This is a genomic window from Glaciibacter kafniensis (assembly GCF_039538945.1).
GTDB classification, from domain to species: Bacteria; Actinomycetota; Actinomycetes; order Actinomycetales; family Microbacteriaceae; genus Cryobacterium; species Cryobacterium kafniensis.
Window position 1 is genome coordinate 273,773 of record NZ_BAABCN010000002.1, and the last position, 20,632, is coordinate 294,404.

A 20,632-nucleotide genomic window follows, 5' to 3' on the forward strand; every position below is an offset into this window, starting at 1 on the left:
CCCTGGGCGGCGGCGCCCCCGTCGTCATGGTGCACGTGAATGCGACCGACCTCCTCGACTCCACCGGCGTCGGCTGGGTCGACGGCGTCGACGCCCCCGTCTCGATCAGCACAGTGAAGCATCTCGTCTGTGCGGGCGGGATGCAACGGATCGTCTTCGCCGAAAACGGCGAGATCCTCCACTCCGATCTGAAGCAGCGGTTCTTCACCCGGGCGCAACGCCGGGCGATTATCGCCCGCGACGGCGGTTGCGTCGTCTTCGGCTGCACGTCACCGCCGGGCTGGGCCGAGATGCACCACGTGGTGCCCTGGTATCGCGGCGGTAAAACCACCATCAACAACGGCGTCGCCCTGTGTTGGTATCACCACTCCACCATCGACACCTCCGGTTGGCTGATCCGCATCCTCGACGGCGCCGTGCAAGTCAAAGCGCCACCCTGGATGGCACCCAGCGGCGACTGGATACCCGCCCGCAAGCACCGCGCCCACACCACACTCAGCCGCTGAGCAATCTCGTTGGTCGAGGAGCGCGCGAGCTTGCGAGCACACGTCTCGAGACCTCGCGAGCCGAACCTCGAACGCAACCGGCGATCCCGAGATCGACTCGCCGGGTCTCGAGACGCGGCCGACTCCGTCGGGCGCTCCTCGACCAACGGTGGGTGCGATCCCGAGATCGGCTCGCCGGGTCTCGAGCTTCCGGGCCGCTACGCGGCATAGTGGTGAACGAATCTGACCATTTCGGTGGTCGAGGAGCGAGCGCCAGCGAGTGTCTCGAGACCTCGCGAGCCGACGTTCGAACTCAACCCGAGTTCAAGGATTGGCTCGCGGGATCTCGAGACGCGTGCTCGCAAGCTCGCGCGCTCCTCGATCAACGAAACGGTCATATACCTCATAGACGCAAAGTCGGCAGGATCGGCAAGATCAGCAGGGCCTGCACGAGCGCAAGGCTCAGCACTCGAACCTCTCCGGCGTCGCCCACACCGACCGCATCGGCTACCTCCCTCAACGGTTGGACAGCCTCGACGACCAAGCCACCGTGCTTGAGAGCGCGCGCGCTGCTGCCCCGCACACCCCGCCTGGTGAGGTGCGCGCGAGTTTGGCTCGATTCCTGTTTCGCGGCGACGCGGTCGACCGCCCCGTCAGCCAACTGTCGGGAGGGGAACGGTTTCGCGTCGCGCTGGCCCGCCTGCTCCTGGCCGACCCGCCAAGTCAGCTGCTCATTCTCGATGAGCCGACCAACAGCCTCGATCTGAACAGCATCAGCGAACTGGTGGATGCCCTCGCCGGCTATCGAGGCGGGCTCCTCATCGTGAGTCACGACGATGCCTTTCTGGCACGGCTCGGAATCACGCGGTGGATTGCCCTCGATACCGACGGACGATTCGCGCTCGGTGGGTGATACGCATGCTCCGACCGTCGAGACGAATCAGGCCTGCCAGCCGCCCCGATGCACAACCTCGTCGAGGTGCTTGCGGGCGCGCCGGGTGGGCGAACCCGTCGTCACACCGGGAGTCTCGGGATGCCCGATAGTGATCGCCCCGACGGGGGAGTACTCCTCCGGCACACCGAACTCGGCCCGAAACGCGTCGACACGGGCCGGCGGCAGCCCGAAAAAGCATCCGCCCAGTCCCTCATCAACCGCGGTCTGCAACACGAGCAGTGCGGCCATCCCCGCATCGACGTGCCAGTACGGAACGGCCCACCGCGGTTCCTCGTTCTCCGACCAGCCCTTGTCATCCTGCGCGTAACGGCGCACGTATTGCGCCTTCGATGACAGCGGCACAATGACGACCGGCGCGGTTTGCATGCCGTCGAGCCAGCGGCTCGTGGTTGCGGCGCTGTCGGTGGGCGTCGTCGAACTCCAAAAGCGCGCGACATCCTCTGGCCTGTCGAGAACGAGAAACGCCCACCCCTGCGTGAAGCCCGCGTTCGGTGCGCGCACCGCATTCCGCAGCATCCGGTCGACGGCCACCGCGTCCACCGGCTGAGCGGAGTAGCGGCGCACCATTCGACGGTTGCGCACCACGTCTTGAAAATCCATGGCTCAATAGTCGTGCCTCGACGGATGCCGCGTCGAATCGACTGCTCCAGACGGCTCGCCGCCAATACCTGTCTCACGCACGCGGCAAGCTACGGTTAATGAGGTCGAAAGAGGTGCATGAAGAGTGAGTGAAATTGCGGGCGAATTGGCGCGCGTGCGTGAGGCATTCGACAAACCCACCCTGCGCCTCTTGGATCGCAAGTGGGCGCCGTTCGTGCTCGCCGTCTTCAAGTCGTCGTTCAGTCGTGACCGGCGCAGCATTCCTGCCGACCTGCTGCACACCCAGGTCGACGCCTACCTGGCCGACCTGCGCACAGTTGGCACCGAGGTGCCCCCCGGCAAGAACGGGCGGGCGCTCTGCGTGCAGTGGATGAACGACCGGTGGCTCTACCGCGAAACCGGTGAGAGTGACGAGGAGCAGTACTCCCTCACCTCGCACGCGCTTGAGGCGATGCTGCTCGTCGACGGGATGTCGCGCGATCGCGCCTTGATCAGCGAATCCCGGTTGACCACGATCGTGGATGCCGTGCGCCACCGCGCAACGCAGGCCAGCCCCGATCGCGAGGAGCGCATCCGTCGCCTCGACCAAGACATTGCCGAGAGGACAAGCGAGCGGGATCGGCTTGCTGCCGGCGGTGAGATCGAGGCCGCATCAGACGAGCAGATGCACGAGGGCTACGTCGACCTGGTCGACCTCATCTCACAGCTGCCCAGCGACTTCAAGCGGGTCGAAGAGTCGGTCGCCGGCATGCACCGGCAGATCGTCAACGACTTCCGCAGCGAGGAACGCCCGATCAGCGAGGTCCTCGACGAGTACCTCTCGAAGACGGATGCGCTGATGTCGTCGACCGCGGAAGGGCGCGCCTTCGAGGGAGCGTTCGCACTGCTGCGCAACGACGCGTTGCTGCTCGACCTCAAGAGCGATCTCGAGACGATCATCCTGCATCCGTTCGCCCTCGAACTGAGCGCAACGGAGCGACGCAGTTTCATGGCGACGGTGAGCCTGATTCGCACCGGGATCGACAACGTGCTGACCCAGCGCAACGGCCTGACGACGACCCTGCGTGAGCACATCGTCAACCATGATGTCGTGAAGGACCGCGAACTCGAGCGGCTGCTGCGCGACATCAATAAAGAACTGTTCGACTTCATGAAAACGGCGGGCCCCCGCACCGTCGTCACCGCCGAGCTCATGCCCGGTGCTCTTGACGTCGAACACCTCCGCGAAAAGTTCTACGACCCCGAAACCCACCTGCCACCGCCCCCGCTCGATGATGTGTCTGACGATGCTCCCGAGCCGCTGAGTCTCGATGCAATGCGCCAGCAGGGTGGGCCGCAGCTGGAGGAGCTCCGCGATGCTCTCGTGAGCGCGTTCGGTGCGGGGGACGCGGCATCCCTCGGCGACGCCTTCAACGATCTCGACGAGGGGCTCCGCCGCCCGGTTGAGATTCTGGGGCTGCTGCAGATGGCCACTCAGCTCGGTGCGGGCCAGCTTGTAGTGAGCGGGCGTGCGGATGCCGTCGAACGGTTTGACACCGTCAGGCCCGACGGTACGAGCCGCAGCTTCGCGGTTCCGCGCATCACCTTGAACACCGACGACACCGCGGCGCTGACCGCCCTGAACTATGGATCTGATCATGACTGATGAGCTGACCGACGATCGTTTCACCGGAGACGACGAACCGGCCGAGATGCAGGCTGACGCGTCGGCTGACGACTCTGCCCGCGCCGAGTCGGAGAGCTTCTCGCTGTTCGAGGGCGACGAGGGTGGTCTGACCCCGGCCCAACGTCGCACTCTCGTGCTGTTGCTGAAGCACCGCTACCTGTCTGCAGCCCTCTACCCGTCAGAGTGGCGCACCCTTCTCGCCTCCGAACGGCTGCTCAAGGGGCGCCTCAACGATCTCTTTCTCGACCTGCACGTCGATCGTCACTACGAGGTGGCATTCAAACGCCAGGCCGTCGCCGAGGGCGGCGAACGATTCCCGACGCTGCTTCACGACGTCTCGTACACCCGCGAAGAAACAATCCTGCTGGTGTTGTTGCGTCAGCGGTTCCGCAGTGAGCGCGCGAACGGACACGACATCGTGATCGTCGACCGCGATAACCTGCTCGACAATGTGGCTCACTTTCGCCCTGAGTACGCAACAGACCGCTCCGGTGACGCCCGCCGGGCCTCGGCGGCGGTCGACAGCCTGGTCAAGTCACGAGTGCTCGCGAAGACCAGCGATCCAGACCGGTTCCGCATCTCGCCGGTGATCGAGGTACTGCTTCCCGTCGAACGGCTGCGTGAACTGTTGGACTGGCTGGTCGAACAGAACGGCGCTGACAGCGACGGCCTGACCGACGTCGATGACCTGACCGCTCCGGTGGAGCCCGAACTGGAGCCGATCTCATGACCGATTCCCCTCTCTTCCACATGGACGGCGCGACAGAAGGCACCACCCAGTGGCGTGCCGAGTCGTTCCAGATGGTCAACTGGGGTGGCTTCCACGGCCACCACAAGGTTGCCATCGCCCCGACCGCCACGCTGATCTCCGGCGCATCCGGAACCGGCAAGAGCAGCCTGATGGATGCCTACCTCGCGCTTCTGATGCCGTCAGACACCCCGTTCAACGGTGCATCCAACGACGCCGGTTCCGGGCGTGCGCGCAGCAGCGACCAGCGCAACCTGATGACCTATCTCAAGGGCAAGACCGACTCCACTCGTGAGGCGCAGACCGGCGAGATGCACGACCAGGTGCTGCGCGGTGCTGACTCCGCCACCTGGGGCGGCGTCGCAATGACATTCATCGACGACAACCAGCGCCGGTTCACCGTGCTGCGCACCTATTTCTTGCCCCGCGGGGGCAACAAGTTCGGCGACATCAGCATGAAGATGGCGACCCGCGACGGCGCATTCGACCTGCGTGAGCTGGCCGACGTCGTCGAGTCTCGCTTCGAGAAGCGTGCACTCAAGAACCGGTTCACCGAGCTCGAGGTGTTCGACACCTACGCCGCCTTCGCACAGACTCTCTACACCCGCCTCGGAATCGGCGCCAACGGCGAAGGCGGCAAGGCGTTGCGCCTGCTCGCCCGCATCCAGGCCGGTCAGCAGGTCAAGACCGTCGACGGTCTCTACAAGTCGATGGTGCTCGAAGAACCAACCACCTTCGCCGCAGCCGACAAGGCCGTCGCCCACTTCGAAGATCTTGAGCGCTCCTACGGAGCCATGCTCACCGAAGCGCAGAAGGCTGCCGTGCTCGAGCGCCTACCCGAGCTGTACTCCACCTGGGAGACCTCGAGCGCACAGGCGGCGATGATCGACACCTTCGGCGTGAGTCGCAGCGGCGATACCCCATTCGTGCTCTGGAGTCTCGCAACCGAGCAGAGACTGCTCGAACAGGCCGAAGACTCCAATCGGGTCGGGCGTCGCACGAACCAGGCCGCGCTCAGCGCCGCCCGCGACATCGAAAGCGACCTCAAGTCGCGGGTCACCGGCGTGCAACGCCAGCAGAGGGAGAACGGCGGCGACGTGCTCGCCGGGCTGCAGAACGACGTCGACATGCTCGCCACCCAGCGCGACGGTGTGCAGGATGAGCGCAGCAGGTTCGCCGAACGCATCGCCGTGCTCGACGCGGTGGTGGACTCGGCCGACGGGTTCGCTGCCGCGCGTGCCGATGCCGACGACTTCCTTGCCGGCTTCGCTGACGCCGACGCCGACCTGGAGGCGCGTCGCACCGTACTGCACAAGGAGTCGTACCCCCTCGAAGAGCAGATTCGCGCCCTCAAGCAGGAAAAGACATTCCTCACCGGGCGCGAGAGCCTGGTCCCGCAGCACCTGCACGCGGCCCGCGTTCTCATCGCCGAGGCCGCCGGTCTACCGATCGAAGAGCTGCCCTTTGTAGCCGAGCTGATCGACCTGGCGCCGGGGGAGGATGCCTGGAGGCGCGCGGCCGAGGTGACGCTCGCATCCGTCGCCCGTGTGATGCTCGTCGATGAAAAGCGCCTGCGCGCCCTCAGCGAAGCGATCGAACCGCTGCGCATCCCCGTGCGCATTCAGTTTGAAGGGGTGGCGCTGGCGCCGCACCAGGAGGTTGTCGGCGACCCGCGTTACGTCTCGGGCAAGCTCGTCTTCAAACCATCAGAGTTCAGCAGCTGGGTTCAGGATCGTGTGACGGCGTCGCACCTTGACGCGCTCTGCGTAGACGGCCCGTCCGAGCTGGCCGGCGACGGCCCGCGCGTCACGCAGAGCGGGCAGACCCGCAACGGCAAGCGCGGCGCCCACGGATTCAACGCCGACCAGAAACCCATCATCGGGTTCTCCAGCGTCGCGCGGCTCGAGGAACTCTCGGCGGAGCTGCACGCGCTGGCCGAGAAGGCAACCGCCATCGCCGGACGCGCAGCCGACGTCGGCGCACGCATCACAGATCTCCGTCAGCAAAAAGAAGCTCACCAGTTCCTGCTCGACACGGTCTGGCTCTCCATCGACGTGGATGCCGCCGAGGTACGCGTTGTCGAAAAGAAGGCGGAGCTCGAGCGCGTTCTGGCCAACAGCGACACTCTGCGGGGGCTGAAAGACGAGGAAGAGCGTCTCGCTGCCGAGCTCGAAAATGCGCAGAAGCTCCGACACACGACCGAGCTTGAAGCGGCGACCCTGGCCGCCGCACAGGCATCCATCGTCGACCGCCAAGACGCAGTCAGCGACCTGCTCGACCGCATCGAGCGCGAGCAGGCCGTCACACTGGCCGACGAGCACGCAGAACACCTCGACGCGCAGTTCACCGCGGTGGGCGACACGCACGATCTCGACGGCTTTGTTGCCGGCCTGCGCCGGCTGCGTGAGCGCCTCATCGAGCAGTCGCAGCAGGACCGGCAGAATGCCCAGAGCGCGCACGACACCCTCGTCGGCATCTTCGTGACGTTCCAGAACCGGTGGCCAGATCCCAACGTGGGAGTCTCGATCGAGTCGTACACGAGCTATCTCGACATTCTCGATGCGGTGCACACGCTTGGTCTGCACGAGCGTCGACAGGAGTGGAAGCGCCGCCTGTCAGAGTGGAGCGGGCAAGACCTGGTTCCGCTGACCGTGGCCTTCACCACAGCCATCGAGGAGATCGAGGATCGGCTGCGTCCGATCAACGAGATTCTGACGACGCTGCCGTTCGGGGCGGGCCGTGACCGGTTGAAGATTTCGCTGCGTCGTCTGCACCGGGATGACTCGTCGGCGTTCCGCAAGGAGCTCAAGGCGCTCTCCTCCGGCGCGACCGACGAACTTAACGATGAGGAGATCGAGAGCCGTTTCCAGCGCCTGCAGGCATTCATGGGCCTGATTCGCAAGCCCGACGGCACCGCGAAGGGGGAGTCGCCGCGCGATCTGCTGCTCGATGTGCGCAAGCATGTGGAGATCACTGCGGTGCGCACGACGCCCGACGGCCTCGAGGTGAGTACCTACTCGTCACTCGGCGGCAAGAGCGGTGGCGAATCGCAGGAGCTGGTGGCATTCGTGGTGGGAGCCGCGTTGCGGTTCCAGCTCGGCGACGAGAGCCGCACCCGTCCGCGCTTCGCCCCGGTCTTTCTCGATGAGGGCTTTGTGAAGTCGGACTCGGAGTTCGCCGGTCGCGCCGTCGCCGCCTGGAAGGGGCTGGGTTTCCAGCTCATCATCGGCGCTCCGCTCGACAAGGTCACCGCGCTGGAGCCACACATGGAGCTGGTGCTGTCGATGACGAAGAACAACGCGACGGGCTACTCGTACATCACGCCGCTTTCTTCGCCCGAATCCGTGGAGGCAGTCGCCTAGTCGCGAACTCTTGAAACACTTACCCATATGGGTATATGTTTGCGAGCATGGCACGAGCAGCGACCACGTCGGACGTCTTCAATGCGATCGCCGAGCCCCGGCGTCGGGAGATCCTGGCGCTGCTGCGCACCGGTGAGCGCCCGGTGGCCGAGCTGTCCCAGGAGCTGGGGATGTCCCTGCCAGGGACGTCCAAGCACCTGCGGGTGCTCCGAGAGGTCGGGCTGGTGCGGGACCGCAAGGCAGGCAAGCAACGCCTGTACGGCCTTGACGGCCGTGGGCTGCAAGCGGTTCACGAGTGGACCGGCGGGTTCGAGCAGTTCTGGAACGAGAGCTTCGATCGGCTGGACGCCTACGTGCAAGACCTCAAACAGGAAAGGCAAGAGGAATAGCTGATGAATACGACGAGACGAGAGACGCAGGCGCCGTCCGTGACGACCGACCGCGAGATCGTGATCTCCCGAGTGATCGATGCCCCGCGAGAGCTGGTATTCGAGGCGTTCACCGATGTGCGGCACCTGTCGCAGTGGTGGGGGCCGGAAGGGTTCACCACCACTACGCGGTCCTTCGAGTTCCGCACCGGCAGCGAGTGGGACTTCGTGATGCACGGACCGGACGGCACCGACTACAGCGAGTGGATCACCTGGACTGAGATCGTGCCGCCGGAGCGGATCGCGATGCTCCATGGCGAGTACCGCGGTGACCCGAATGCGTTCGAGTCGGTCCTCACGTTTGAACCCGACGGGGAGGCGACCCGGATCGAGATGCTCACGGTGTTTCCCACTCCAGAACTGCGCGACGAGGCGATCGAGAAGCACGGCGCGATCGAGGGTGGTCAGCAGACCCTGGGCAACCTGGCTGCCTACGTCGCAGAGATCGTTCGGGCAGGGATCGTTCGGAAGGGAGCGGAGGACTGATGGCCGGAAAGGTGTTCTTCAGCGTGTCGATGTCCCTGGACGGGTTCATCGCACCCGAGTCCCCGGAGGATCTGATGGGGCAGCAGTGGATGGAACTGCAGCAGTGGGTCTTCCGACAGCGTTTCTTCCGAGAGAACCTGAAGCTCGGCGAGGGCGGCGAGGAGGGGCGTGACAACGACATCGTGCGGGAGACGTTCGAGCGCACCGGAGCGAGCGTGTTGGGAAAACGCATGTTCGACGCCGGTGAGGGTGCGTGGCCGGAGGATCCACCGTTCCACACGCCGGTGTTCGTCGTGACGCATGAGGAGCGCGACCCGTGGGAGCGGCAGGGTGGGACCACCTTCTACTTCGTGAACGACGGTATCGAGTCCGCTCTCGACCGCGCCCGCGAGGCCGCCGGCGAGCAAGACGTCCGCATCGCGGGCGGCGGAGAGACGATTGTGCAGTATCTCAATGCCGGCTTGATCGACGAGTTTCATGTCGCGCTCTCGCCCGTGCTGTTCGGCTCGGGAATCCGCTTGTTCGAGGGCGTCGAAGCGGGCCGGGTGGCTCTTGACCTGGTGAGTGCAGAGCCTTCGCCGAGCACGACGCATCTCAATTACACCGTGCATCCGCGGTAAGCGCGGAGGTCTCGACAGGCCCGATCAGCGACGCCAGAATAGGCGCATGCCCACCGCCCTGCAGATCGTGCGTTCACTCGTCGCTCCGCTGACGCGCACACGCCTGTTCCGCTGGCTGGGTCCGAGAGTCCTGCCTCCGGTCGAGCGCGTGCTGAAATGGCTGAGCCGTGGCCGCGTGCAACTGAGCGGTCTGCTCGTTCCCTCGCTCGTCTTGCATTCGATCGGCGCAAAATCAGGCATCGAACGCGACACGATACTGATGTACACCGCAGACGGCCACGGCCGGGCGATCGTCGCCGGAACGAGTTTCGCTCGCACGGGTCACCCGGCCTGGACCTACAACCTGATGGCACATCCGGATGCCGCAATCAGCGTGCGCGGCAATCGTATGCAGGTACAGGCGCGGCGTTTGAGCCCGGCTGAATGCGACGCGGCGTGGCACATAATTGAGCGGCAGTGGCCCGGATATCGCAGCTATGAGCGGGATTCAGGGCGCACGGTGCGTCTGTTTCTGCTGCAGCCGGTGCGTCGGCCGGCGAACTCACCGTGACACGCCGCGCAGATAGGCGATGGCCGTGGGGCTGTCGATGACCTCGGCGTACTTCGCCTGCAGATCGTAGAGCGACGCACGGTGCACCGCCTCGTCGCGATCGCCGACCGCATCACTGACGACGAGGGGCACAAAACCATACTGAATGGCGTCCACGGCCGTCGCTCTGACGCATCCGCTCGTGCTCGTTCCGATGATGACGACGGTGTCGACACCCGTTGCTCGAAGCCTGGCCGCCAGGTCGGTGCCGAAGAAGGCGCTGGCGAACTGTTTCACAATGACCGTCTCGTCAGCGGTCGGCGCGACGCTCGGCATGGTCGCCCCGACGGCGGAGTCCCCAATGAGTGCGCGAAGCGCCGGCACTTTGTCAATGAAGATTCCTCCGTCTGCGCTTCCTTCGCGGTAGCGCACGACGGTATGGATGACCGGCACCGACTCGCGGCGCGCGGCCGCGATGACCTCGGCTGCCACGCCGAGAAAGGAATCAGAAGGCAGACAGAGAGGGCTGTCCGGATCAAAATAGGCGCGCATGAGGTCGATCGACAGCAGCACCGGCAGTCTCCCCGGCGAGAGAGTGCCGGCAAACCCGGCGGCAAACCCGCCCTGCACATCGGCCTCTGTCATCTGACCGGCGGCGGGGTGGGGGCTGGAAGACCCGTCTCTTCCAGACTGTTGCGCAGCAAGGTGTCCATGTCGTCACCCCGATTGAACAGCGGCAACGGATACTCGCGGATCGCGCGCAACTGACTCCGGAGCGCGTCAGTCGCATCGACGTCGAGATCGCCGTCTTCGGTGCAGACGACGCCGTACCGACTCGCGCCCTCCTGGCTGACCAAGCCGCGTCGCACCTCCTTGCAGACGAGCTCGGGATCACGCGCCAAAGCATCACCCCAGCCGCCACCGCCCCACGTGACGAAGTGGAGAACATCGTCCTTTTCGACGGCGACATCGTGCACCTTGCTGGGCAACACAACGGTTCTCCCATCTGACGTCTCGATCCACTTGCGCCCGCGAGCACCCGGCTCCCCGCCCTTGACACCCCACGGGTAGGTCAGCCAGCGATCATCGTGGATGGCAATGGTTCCGGACTCCAGAAAGCGGTAAGACACATCGACGCCGTTGCCGCCGCGGTGAAGACCGGCGCCGCCGGTGTCGGCGATAGTCTCCCAGCGATCGACGATCAGCGGGTAGTAGGACTCGAGATACTCGCACGGGATATTGACGAAAGACGGCCAGAGCGAGTGCCCATCTGGGCCATCGCCGACGGGACGCCCAGGAATGCCGCCGAATCCAATCGAGTAGAGCTGGAACCACTCACCTTTGCGGGCTCCCTCGCTGTAGTTGCCCGAGTACATGAAGTGCGGTGACGAAGAGAAGCCTGCGGCGTTCAGCAGGTCGGGATTCGCCTGCCCGAGCAGCCCGCCGAAAAGGTCGAAAAGACGGCCGATTCCGTGGTTTCGCCCGTTCAGGGCGGCCGGATAGTCGGGCTTCCAGAACGAGCTGTCGGGAATTTCAACGTCGACCAACGGATAGAAGCCGTCATTCCACAGAATCTGAGGGTCGGCGACGGTGATCATATAGATCCCGAAAAACATCCGAATGAGGTTCTCGTTGATGAAATAGTTGATCGGCCCGTGCGCTTGTGCGCTGCTGCCGGTGAGGTCGATCAGCACCTTGTCGCCGGTGCGCGTGATCGTCATGGTCAGCTCGTACGGGCCGAATCCGCGCCCATCGTCGTCGATGAAGTCGGTGAACGAGAGCGGCCTTCCTTCTTCGAAAACCAGCGCAAGCAGCGTCTTCATCGCCCGGTAGTTGCGGTCGAGCAGCGCGTTGAGCGCCGAGGTGTAGGTGTCAACTCCGAAACGCGCACACATCTGCTGAACGCGCCGCGATGCGGTGCGGCAGGCGGCGACGATTCCGTTCAGATCGGCACGATTCCAGTCGGGCTTGCGCACCTGGTTCAGGATGATGTCGAGCGCGACATCGTTTCGCTCGCCCTGCCGGTAGAGCTTGAAGGGAGGGATGATGACGCCCTCTTCGAAAATCGTGCGTGCGTCGGTGGGCATCGATGCCGGCGTCTTGCCGCCGACATCCGTCATGTGGCCGAACTGGGAGGCCCAGCCGACCACTCTGCCCTCGAAGAAGATCGGCATGACGACCAGCCAGTCATTCGCATGGCTGATCGCCGCACCGCATGAGTAGGGGTCAGACGTCATCAAAACGTCACCCTCCTCGATTGTCCCGGCGAAGTTCTCGAGAAAGTCAGGGATCGAGAGACCGAACTGGCCCACGATCATTTTTCCTTCGGGGTCTGCGATCAGCGGAAACTCATCGTGCTGTTCGCGGATGCCTGGGCTCAGGGCGGTACGAAACAACGTTTCGTCCATTTCATAGCGCGCGCTCCGCAGTGCATTCTCGATCAGGTCGACGGTGATGACATCCACGTCGACCGCGGTGAGGGGCTGAGTACTGGTTTCTACGATCTGTGCCATGGTTCAGTCCTTTGCTGTCGCGTCGACGGGACGAATGAGGAGGCTTCCGTGACTGTGCACGGTAGCGGAGTGATCAGGGAGCACCAGGGTGGTTGAATCCATTTCGGCGATCACCGCAGGGCCGGCCACGACGTTTCCGGCCTTGAGAAGATGACGGTCGTAAATCGTCGCCTCAACCGGGAATCCCTGAATCCAAATCGTGTGCTTGCTCCGAGCGGCCGGCGTGGGGTCTGGCCCGCCGTCGTCCAAGGAGACTGAGGCGACCTCTGGCCGGGGGCCGCTCACCGTGGCGCGAGCGGTGACAAGTTCTCGCTCGTTGTCGAGGAGGAATGCGAAAAGCCGCTCATGCTCCGTGTCGAAGATGGATTGCAGCAGGCCGAGCCCATTCCGCTCTGCCTCGGTTCTGAACGTGTCGATCTCGATCTCGATCGGAATCTCAAAGCCCTGACCGTGGTAGCGCAGGTCGGCCGAATAGGTGACGGTGAGCTCGTCTACGCTCAGGCCGGTCGCCAGAAGTGACTCAGTGGCGGATTCCGCGAGTTCGTCAAAGATGCCCAAGAGATGGGCGTCCGTGAGCTCGCTGAATCGTCGCACGAGTGTGCGTGCTGATTCATCGCGGAGACTGGTTGTGGCGTCACCGTAGGCGCAGAGCACCCCGGGGGAGGGTGGGATGATGACTGGCCAGGCGCCGGTCAAGATGCCCAGCGCGTTGGCATGCAGCGGGCCCGCTCCGCCGAACGCGACAAGCGCGAAATCTCGGGGGTCGAAGCCTTGTTGGGTGGAGACGAGCTTCAAAGCCCCGTAGATGTTCTCGTTGACGATGTCGATGATTCCGCCGGCCGCGGCTTCAGTGCTCGTCAGGCTGGTGGAATCCGCAATGGTTTGCACTGCTCTGCTTGCGGCCTCGATGTCGAGGGTGATTTCTCCTCCCGCCAGTTGAGAGGGAAGGTATCCGAGCACGACGTTTGCATCGGTGACGGTCGGCGCTGACCCTCCCTTTCCGTAGGAGGCCGGTCCCGGAGCAGCACCGGCGGACTGCGGACCTACCCTGAGCGCCTGCGTTAACGGGGGAACATGGGCGATGGAGCCTCCACCGGCGCCCACAGTGCGAACATCGACAGAGGTCGCCCGCACTGTCAGATCGCCCACCGTGGTTTCTCGCCCGATTCGCGGCGACAGGTCTTGAACGAGTGCCACGTCGGTGGAGGTGCCGCCCATGTCGAAAGTCAGAAGGTTGGCGAATCCCGCCTGTTCGGCTGCCCAGACCGCACCGGTGACTCCGCCGGCCGGGCCGGAGAGAAGCAGTGAAACAGGATTGTCGGCTGCGACCATCCCCGACACCAGCCCGCCGTCGCTGCGAAGGATAGACAGCTGGGCTTCGATTCCCGCGCCACCAAGTTTGCTTTCGAGGTTGCGCACGTACCCGGCAACCTGGCCCTGCACATACGCATTCGCCACCGTCGTGATGGTGCGCTCGTACTCGCGCAGCTCGGGAAGCACGATTGACGAGCGAGAGACGGGCACACCGGGAAGCTCCTCAGCAGCGATCTCCGCAATTCTCCGCTCATGGTCACCGTTGGAATACGCGTTGATCAGGCTGATGCTCAGGGCCTCGATGCCCTTCTTACGCAGCTTCTGCAGCTGGCGACGCACGTCGTCTTCATCAAGTGGTGTGATCACATCGCCGTTGCTCGCGATGCGCTCAATGACCTCGACGGTGTCTTCAAGATCGGCAAGCGGCTCTGGTTTGGGCCAGACGATCCAGCCGGCCAGGCCACCGGGAACAAACGACCTGGCTATCTGCAGGACCTGACGAAAACCGTTGGTCGTCACCAGCCCCACACGAGCGCCCTTCTTTTCAAGGATGGCGTTGGTCGCGATCGTGGTCCCGTGAAGCACCTCTCGCACCTCGGACGGCGAAACGCCAGCGGCCAGACAGACCTGTTCGATCCCATACAGAACACCGATTGACTGATCCTCCGGTGTTGACGAGGTCTTGTATCGGTGTGTGGTGCCGGTTGTTTCGTTGATGAGAAGGATGTCGGTAAACGTTCCTCCGACATCCACTCCAAGCCGAAAAGCCATTGGTTCTCCTCGATGAGATATGACTACTCGATACCGGCATGAGTGCGTAGCTGCTGGGTCGAGCTGAACGGGTAACACGCTTGGCGCCACGATAGAACTCGCGCCCGAGCGCTGTCAAGGAATTGCATACAACTTTCACCCGAGACGTCATTTTTGCTTGACTCTCCGGCATCGGACTGCGAAGTTGTATGCAATGCGACGTTTCTTGGTGTCGTGGTGGGTGAGTGACTAGGAAGGCGTGGTCGTGACTACTAACGCTCCCGCAGAATCAGCGACCGGCCCGTTGGCCGGACTCCGCGTGGTTGAGATGGGCCAGTTGTTGGCCGGCCCGTTCTGCGGACAAATGCTCGGTGATCTCGGCGCGGACGTCGTGAAGATTGAGGATCCGAAACGGGGGGACCCCCTGCGTCAGTGGGGGCGTGATCTTCCGCAAGGACAGTCGCTGTGGTGGTCGATCGTGGGCCGCAACAAACGCTCGGTCACTCTCAACTTGCGTGAGGCCGAGAGTCAAACGATCGCCCGGACCTTGATCGGCACCGCAGATATCGTGATCGAGAACTTTCGTCCCGGCACGCTCGAACGCTGGGGGCTGAGCTACGACACGCTTCAGGCGGACAACCCCGGTCTGATCATGGTGCGCGTCTCCGGGTTTGGACAGGACGGACCATACTCTCAGCGCGCCGGCTATGGTGCTATCGGTGAGGCGATGGGTGGGCTTCGTTATGTGGTCGGTGAACCGACGTCACCGCCCTCCCGTGTCGGCATCTCGATCGGGGACACGCTCGCCGCCCTCTTTGCGACAATCGGTGCGCTGGCTGCTGTGCACGAACGCAGTGTCAGCGGGCGAGGACAGATTGTGGATTCAGCAATTTACGAAGCTGTACTGGGTGTGATGGAGTCTCTCGTGCCGGAATGGCAGATATCGGGCTATCAGCGCGAACGCACCGGCGCGATTCTGCCCAATGTGGCCCCGAGCAATGTCTATCCGACGAAGGACGGCCAGTGGATTCTGATTGCAGGAAACCAAGACACAGTTTTCGGGCGGTTGGCGCAGGCGATCGGCCGGCCGGAGCTTGCGACTGACCCACAGTTCGCAACGCACGGCGCGCGGGGCGCGAATCAGCAGAAGCTTGACGATCTGATTGCCGAGTACACCGCGACTCAGATTGCTGAAGATCTGGAGGTTGCCTTGGAGAAGCATGCCGTGCCGTCGGGAAAGATCTTCCGCCCGGTGGATATGCTGACCGATGCGCATTTTCAAGCGCGTGAATCAATCACCTCGGTTCACCACCCGGTGCTCGGCGACGTGTCGATGCAGAATGTCTTTCCGCGCCTGAGCCGCACGAGCGGGAGCATTCGATGGCCTGGCCCCGAACTGGGGCAACACACCGCCGAGGTGCTCTCGGGAATCGGGATCGGTGAGTCTGAATTGGCAGAATTGCGAGATCGAGGCCTGGCATGAGCATTCCCGGACTGCCCTCCTCAATTCGATTGGTCGAAGTCGGTCTGCGCGATGGCTTGCAGGCCATTCCGGCAATTGTCCCCACCGAGCACAAGGTCGAACTCGTCCGCCTCCTGATCGACGCAGGGGTGCGAGAAATTGAGGCGGTGTCCTTTGCCCACCCGAAGGTGCTGCCTCAGCTTGCCGACGCCGAGGACGTGATGGCGGCAGTTCCTCGTCTTCCCGGCGTCGTCTACCGGGGACTCGCACCCAACCTCCGCGGCGCTGAACGCGCGATTGCGTGCGGAGTCGATGAGATCGTGGTGGTGGTGTCGGCAGATGAGCAGGTCAGCGTGCGCAATCAGCGACTCACTGTTGAGCGGATGCTGGAAGACGTGGCGGTGATCGGCCGGATCGCGAACGCTTCGAGCACCAGGATGATCGTTGCTGTGGCGTGCGCCTTCTTCGCCCCGGCGCGCGGTCCGGTGTCTCGTGCAGAACGCATCCGGGTCGTCGACGCTGCAGCAGACGCGGGTGCAGGAGGTCTCTACCTGGCCGGTACCTCGGGGGAGGAGCATCCGGGGGAATTCTTCGACGGCATCGCCGAGGTGAAAGCGCGTCATCCTCACCTCGACCTGGGCGTGCATCTCCACAATCGCAACGGATTCGCCCCGGCAAACGCGCTCGCCGCGATGCTGGCCGGAGCGACGTGGCTTGAGGGGTCCTGTGCGGGATTGGGCGGTGACCTCTGGTTTCCGGGGGACCCGTCGGTGCTCGGAAATGCGCCGCTTGAGGATCTCGTTCACTTGTGTGACGGCCTTGGAATTCGGACAGGGATCGATCTCGTGAAGTACACACGGGTTGTCGATCGATTCGTGGAGATGACGGGTACGGCGTCGACGTCATTCGTCTCACGCGGTGGGACTCGGAATGACCTGGCCTCTGCCCGGTGGCCGCACTCCGTGTGACCGCTGACGGGATACGGTAATCGACATGGACATCACGCCACATGCGACAGGGGAAGCCCGCGCCGCGGACGAGAGCGCGTACTCGCAGGTGCGATCGATCGTCGTCTCTGGTGCGCTTCCGGCCGGTTCGTGGCTCAGGGAGACGAACTTGGCCGAACAGATCGGTGTCAGCCGCACGCCGATCCGTGAAGCGTTGAAGCGTCTGGCCGCAGAGGGACTGGTTGAGATCAGTCCCAATAAGGGCGCTCAGATTGTCTCATTCACACCTCAAGACGTCGCGGAACTCTACGACGTACGTGCCGGGTTCGAGCCGCATGCCGTCTTGCTCGCAGTTCCGCTGCTTACAGATGACGACATTGTGCGCCTGGCTGAGCTCAACTCTCAGATGGAAGCCTCGGTACGCTTGGGGCAGCTCCACGAGCTCAGCGCGTTGAACGCGGAGTTTCATGGAATTTTTACTGAAAGATGTGGCAACAGGCATTTCGCCATTGCGCTGCAAGCCATCGTCAGGCCGGCTGTGGTCACCCACACATTTCAGAAGTACAGCCCCGCAGCGTTGAATCGGAGCATGCTACACCATGCAGAACTCGTCGCCGCTGCCAAAGCCCGGGATGCCGAGTGGGCTGAAGCGGTCATGCGTGTTCATATTTTGGCGGCTCGAAATGCGGCAGGAACGTCGCCGAGTTCGCTCTGACTGACAGGCCGAGGGCGAATCCAAGCGAGTCGCTGCCGCCTGTTGCTGCTGCAGCCGGTGTGAGTTCGACCTTTCCTCAGCTCTGATGACATTGCCAGCAGATCGGCAGGACTTGTGCAGATGGCCTCTGCATACTTGCAACTTCGCCCGGGCGGACCCCCTCCCGTGGATTGTCGATCAAGAACCGCTTGGACGCCAGCGCCTTCGCGTTTCGCCTTGTGAAAGTCATGCCAAACCCACTTCGTTCCTTGTTTTCCTCGTTCTCCAGTTCCTCAGATCTCGGCCCCGAGTCTGGCAACACCCGCGTTCAGCAGACCCGCCGTCGGCGGGGTCGCAACCGTCAGCGAGTTCTGATGGCCGGAGCGGTCGTCGCCGTCGGAGCCATCGTCGGCACCGGTTTTGTCGTGCAATCAGCGGTCGCCACTCAGAACGATAGTGCTGCGGCAGCCGCAGAGGCCCGTCAGACCGAGGCCGATCTGGCGGATCGTGTTCTGCGCGCCCACGTCACCTGGACCGCGAAGTCCACCGTCACGGATGCCAACAGCGTGATCGCAGCGGCACAGGGCAAGACCGACGCGACGACGTTGACGGCATCCGTCACCACGCTCAATCGCGCGACCCTCATCGCTGCCCCCGAACACATCGCCGAGCTGGCCAGCGTGACAAAGACACAGACCGAGACTGTGCAGGCTGCCGTCGTGGCCGTTGACCGTGCCACTGCCGAGCAGGCGGCCACCGCTGCCGCCGCGGCCCAGGCCGCTGCCGAGGCGCAGGCCGCCGCGGACGCCGCTGCCGCCGCCGAGGCTGCTGCCGCTGCTGAAGCCGCAGCTCAGGCCGCACCCGAGGAGTCCGCCGCGTCGTCCCGGCCCGCAGCCCCGACCGACCCGAGCGGTGCCCAGGCGATCGCCCGCGACCTGATGGCCGCACAGTACGGCTGGGGCGACGACCAGTTCGGCTGCCTCGTCAGCCTGTGGTCGAAAGAGTCGGGCTGGAATGTGAATGCCTACAATGCGTCGAGCGGTGCCACGGGAATCCCGCAGGCGCTGCCCGGCAGCAAGATGGCGTCAGCAGGCGCCGACTGGGCGACCAATCCGGCCACCCAGATCACCTGGGGCCTCGGCTACATCTCAGGGAGCTACGGCACCCCGTGTGGCGCCTGGGACCAGTCGCAGTCATCCGGCTGGTACTAAAGCAAAACTCTTGCCGCTCGCTGCGGCCGGGCATACTCTCTGGTCATGACCTTTGACGGCTGGCCGCGAGCAGCGCTCGACTTCTACCGGGGCCTGGAGGTCGACAATTCCAAGGCCTACTGGCTCGCACATCGGGAGGTGTACGAGCAGAAGGTCCTGCAGCCGATGACCGAGCTCCTCGACGAACTGGCCGAGGAGTTCGGTCAGGGGCGGGTGTTCCGGCCCTACCGCGACGTGCGCTTCAGCGCTGACAAATCCCTCTACAAGACGGCAATCGGCGCGACGCTGTCTGGCGGGGGATACGTGCAACTGTCGGCGCGGGGGCTGGCCGCCGGTGCAGGCTGCCACCGGCTCGCACCCGATCAGCTGGAGCGCTACCGCCGGGCCGTTGACACCGAGCTCAGCGGCGAGGACTTGCGCGCGCGCATCGCGGCGGTCGAGGCGCACGGCATCGAGATCACGGTGCGCGATGCCCTGAAAACAGTGCCGCGCGGCTACCCGAAAGAGCACCCCCGTGCGGATCTGCTCACGCACAAAGACCTGGCCGCGTGGACGGAGTGGGGAACCGAAGCCTGGCTGCAGTCGGCCGAGGCGAAAGAGTACCTCATCGCTTTTCTCCATGATGCGCGACCCCTGACAACGTGGTTGGACGAGCACGTCGGACCAACGACGCTGACGCGCTGACGGGCTGACAGACAGGCGGGGTCACCATGTTCGAACTCACCGAGGAACAGCAGACACTGGTCGAGATGGTGCGCGATTTCGCGACGGAGGCCATCGCCCCGCACGCTCTCGAGTGGGATCAGACCAAGCACTTTCCGATCGATGTGCTTCGTGACGCGGGCGCCCTCGGAATGGGCGGAATCTACGTGCGGGAGCAATTCGGCGGCTCCGCGCTCTCCCGCCTCGACACCGTCTTGATTTTTGAGGAGTTGGCGAAGGCCGACCCCACGATTGCCGCCTACATCTCGATCCACAACATGGTGGTGTGGATGATCGATGAGTTCGGCACCGAGGAGCAGCGTGCCGCCTGGGTTCCTCCCTTGGCCAGCATGCAGGCGTTGGGGAGCTACTGCCTCACCGAGCCAGGGGCGGGATCCGACGCCGGAGCAGTGACCACCAGGGCCGTGCGCGACGGAGACGACTACGTGATCAACGGCGCCAAACAGTTCACGTCAGGCGCCGGTGCCGCCGGCTACTACCTCGTGATGGCCCGCACCGCCGACACCGGCAGCCACGGAATCACCGCCATCGTCGTTCCCGACGGTGTTCCCGGCCTCTCCTTCGGGGCCAACGAGAAGAAGATGGGCTGGAACGCCCAACCGACCCGCTCGGTGATCTTCGACGATGTGCGCGTGCCGCTCTCGAACCGGCTGGGTGAGGAGGGCAGCGGATTCGGGATTGCCATGAAGGGTCTCAACGGCGGACGCATCAACATCGGCGCGTGCTCGATCGGGGGAGGGCAGACCGCCCTCACGCGGTCCATTGCCTACCTCAAGCAACGCACGGCATTCGGCGGGCCGCTGATCGAGCAGCAGACTGTGCTCTTTCAGCTTGCCGATATGGAGATGGAACTGCAGGCGGCGCGCTCCCTGCTCTGGCGGGCAGCAGATGCGCTCGATCGCAACGCGCCCGATGCGGTCAAGCTCTGCGCCATGGCCAAGCGGGTCGCCACGGATGCCGGTTTCACCGTCGCCAACAGCGCCATCCAGCTGCACGGAGGGTACGGATATCTTGCGGAGTACGGCTTGGAGAAGATCATGCGGGACCTCCGGGTTCATCAGATCCTGGAGGGAAGCAACGAGATCATGCGCCTCATCGTCGGTCGGATCGTGGCGGATGAGTAGAACAGCCGAGTAGAG

Annotated in this window: 19 protein-coding genes; 15 read left to right on the forward strand and 4 right to left on the reverse strand. The window is 64.1% G+C overall.

What is annotated here, in order from left to right; genetic code table 11:
• Positions 1-506 (forward strand): HNH endonuclease signature motif containing protein (locus ABD791_RS01775; RefSeq protein WP_345061687.1); only part of this gene is annotated, 506 nt, incomplete at its 5' end.
• A gap of 502 nt (positions 507-1,008) precedes the next feature.
• Complete coding sequence (locus tag ABD791_RS01780; RefSeq protein WP_425562207.1) at positions 1,009-1,398, forward strand: AAA family ATPase; 390 nt, start codon at positions 1,009-1,011, stop codon at positions 1,396-1,398.
• A 27-nt stretch (positions 1,399-1,425) separates the two neighbouring features.
• Here ABD791_RS01780 and ABD791_RS01785 read toward each other — a convergent pair whose 3' ends face one another.
• Entirely contained in the window at positions 1,426-2,040 is a 615-nt protein-coding gene (locus ABD791_RS01785) for a nitroreductase family protein (protein WP_345061689.1), read from the reverse strand.
• A 124-nt stretch (positions 2,041-2,164) separates the two neighbouring features.
• Here ABD791_RS01785 and ABD791_RS01790 point away from each other — a divergent pair, with 124 nt between their 5' ends.
• From ABD791_RS01790 to ABD791_RS01820, 7 genes are read left to right on the forward strand one after another with little or no spacing between them, the layout of a single operon-like run.
• A complete protein-coding gene (locus tag ABD791_RS01790; RefSeq protein WP_345061691.1) occupies positions 2,165-3,685 on the forward strand; it encodes a DUF3375 domain-containing protein in 1,521 nt (506 codons plus the stop codon).
• Positions 3,678-4,436: a DUF4194 domain-containing protein gene (locus ABD791_RS01795; RefSeq protein ID WP_345061693.1), complete on the forward strand. Its 759-nt coding sequence runs from the start codon at positions 3,678-3,680 to the stop codon at positions 4,434-4,436. Before ABD791_RS01790 ends, ABD791_RS01795 begins: the two co-directional genes overlap by 8 nt.
• On the forward strand, positions 4,433-7,816 hold the full coding sequence (locus ABD791_RS01800; protein WP_345061695.1) for an ATP-binding protein: 3,384 nt from the start codon (positions 4,433-4,435) through the stop codon (positions 7,814-7,816). Before ABD791_RS01795 ends, ABD791_RS01800 begins: the two co-directional genes overlap by 4 nt.
• Positions 7,817-7,863: 47 nt before the next feature.
• Positions 7,864-8,205 (forward strand): ArsR/SmtB family transcription factor, encoded by a 342-nt coding sequence (locus ABD791_RS01805; protein ID WP_345061697.1) that lies wholly within the window; start codon positions 7,864-7,866, stop codon positions 8,203-8,205.
• Between the two features lie 3 nt (positions 8,206-8,208).
• A complete protein-coding gene (locus tag ABD791_RS01810) occupies positions 8,209-8,730 on the forward strand; it encodes an SRPBCC family protein (protein WP_345061699.1) in 522 nt (173 codons plus the stop codon).
• A complete protein-coding gene (locus ABD791_RS01815) occupies positions 8,730-9,350 on the forward strand; it encodes a dihydrofolate reductase family protein (RefSeq protein ID WP_345061701.1) in 621 nt (206 codons plus the stop codon). Before ABD791_RS01810 ends, ABD791_RS01815 begins: the two co-directional genes overlap by 1 nt.
• A gap of 46 nt (positions 9,351-9,396) precedes the next feature.
• Positions 9,397-9,900, forward strand: a complete 504-nt coding sequence (locus ABD791_RS01820; RefSeq protein ID WP_345061703.1) for a nitroreductase family deazaflavin-dependent oxidoreductase — start codon at positions 9,397-9,399, stop codon at positions 9,898-9,900.
• Here the strand turns inward: ABD791_RS01820 and ABD791_RS01825 are convergent.
• Genes ABD791_RS01825 through ABD791_RS01835 form a run of 3 tightly spaced genes read right to left on the reverse strand, consistent with a single transcriptional unit; the run spans position 9,892 to position 14,477 of the window.
• The gene (locus ABD791_RS01825) at positions 9,892-10,524 is read right to left on the reverse strand and encodes an isochorismatase family protein (protein ID WP_345061705.1); all 633 of its coding nucleotides are present in this window, start codon (positions 10,522-10,524) and stop codon (positions 9,892-9,894) included. The two genes, ABD791_RS01820 and ABD791_RS01825, sit on opposite strands and share 9 nt — an antisense overlap.
• Entirely contained in the window at positions 10,521-12,392 is a 1,872-nt protein-coding gene (locus ABD791_RS01830; protein WP_345061707.1) for a hydantoinase B/oxoprolinase family protein, read from the reverse strand. The genes ABD791_RS01825 and ABD791_RS01830 overlap by 4 nt, the downstream gene beginning before the upstream one ends.
• Positions 12,393-12,395: 3 nt before the next feature.
• Positions 12,396-14,477 (reverse strand): hydantoinase/oxoprolinase family protein, encoded by a 2,082-nt coding sequence (locus ABD791_RS01835; RefSeq protein WP_345061709.1) that lies wholly within the window; start codon positions 14,475-14,477, stop codon positions 12,396-12,398.
• A 244-nt stretch (positions 14,478-14,721) separates the two neighbouring features.
• Here ABD791_RS01835 and ABD791_RS01840 point away from each other — a divergent pair, with 244 nt between their 5' ends.
• The 6 genes from ABD791_RS01840 to ABD791_RS01865 all read left to right on the forward strand — a co-directional run bounded on the left by ABD791_RS01840 (position 14,722) and on the right by ABD791_RS01865 (position 20,617).
• A complete protein-coding gene (locus ABD791_RS01840) occupies positions 14,722-15,939 on the forward strand; it encodes a CaiB/BaiF CoA transferase family protein (RefSeq protein WP_345061711.1) in 1,218 nt (405 codons plus the stop codon).
• Positions 15,936-16,886, forward strand: coding sequence for a beta/alpha barrel domain-containing protein (locus ABD791_RS01845; RefSeq protein ID WP_345061713.1), 951 nt, complete (start codon positions 15,936-15,938; stop codon positions 16,884-16,886). Before ABD791_RS01840 ends, ABD791_RS01845 begins: the two co-directional genes overlap by 4 nt.
• A gap of 25 nt (positions 16,887-16,911) precedes the next feature.
• Positions 16,912-17,580: a GntR family transcriptional regulator gene (locus tag ABD791_RS01850; protein WP_345061715.1), complete on the forward strand. Its 669-nt coding sequence runs from the start codon at positions 16,912-16,914 to the stop codon at positions 17,578-17,580.
• A gap of 227 nt (positions 17,581-17,807) precedes the next feature.
• Positions 17,808-18,770, forward strand: coding sequence for an aggregation-promoting factor C-terminal-like domain-containing protein (locus ABD791_RS01855; protein WP_345061717.1), 963 nt, complete (start codon positions 17,808-17,810; stop codon positions 18,768-18,770).
• A 45-nt stretch (positions 18,771-18,815) separates the two neighbouring features.
• Positions 18,816-19,454, forward strand: coding sequence for a DUF2461 domain-containing protein (locus tag ABD791_RS01860; protein ID WP_345061718.1), 639 nt, complete (start codon positions 18,816-18,818; stop codon positions 19,452-19,454).
• Between the two features lie 26 nt (positions 19,455-19,480).
• Positions 19,481-20,617 (forward strand): acyl-CoA dehydrogenase family protein, encoded by a 1,137-nt coding sequence (locus ABD791_RS01865; RefSeq protein ID WP_345061720.1) that lies wholly within the window; start codon positions 19,481-19,483, stop codon positions 20,615-20,617.
• Positions 20,618-20,632: the final 15 nt, after the last annotated feature.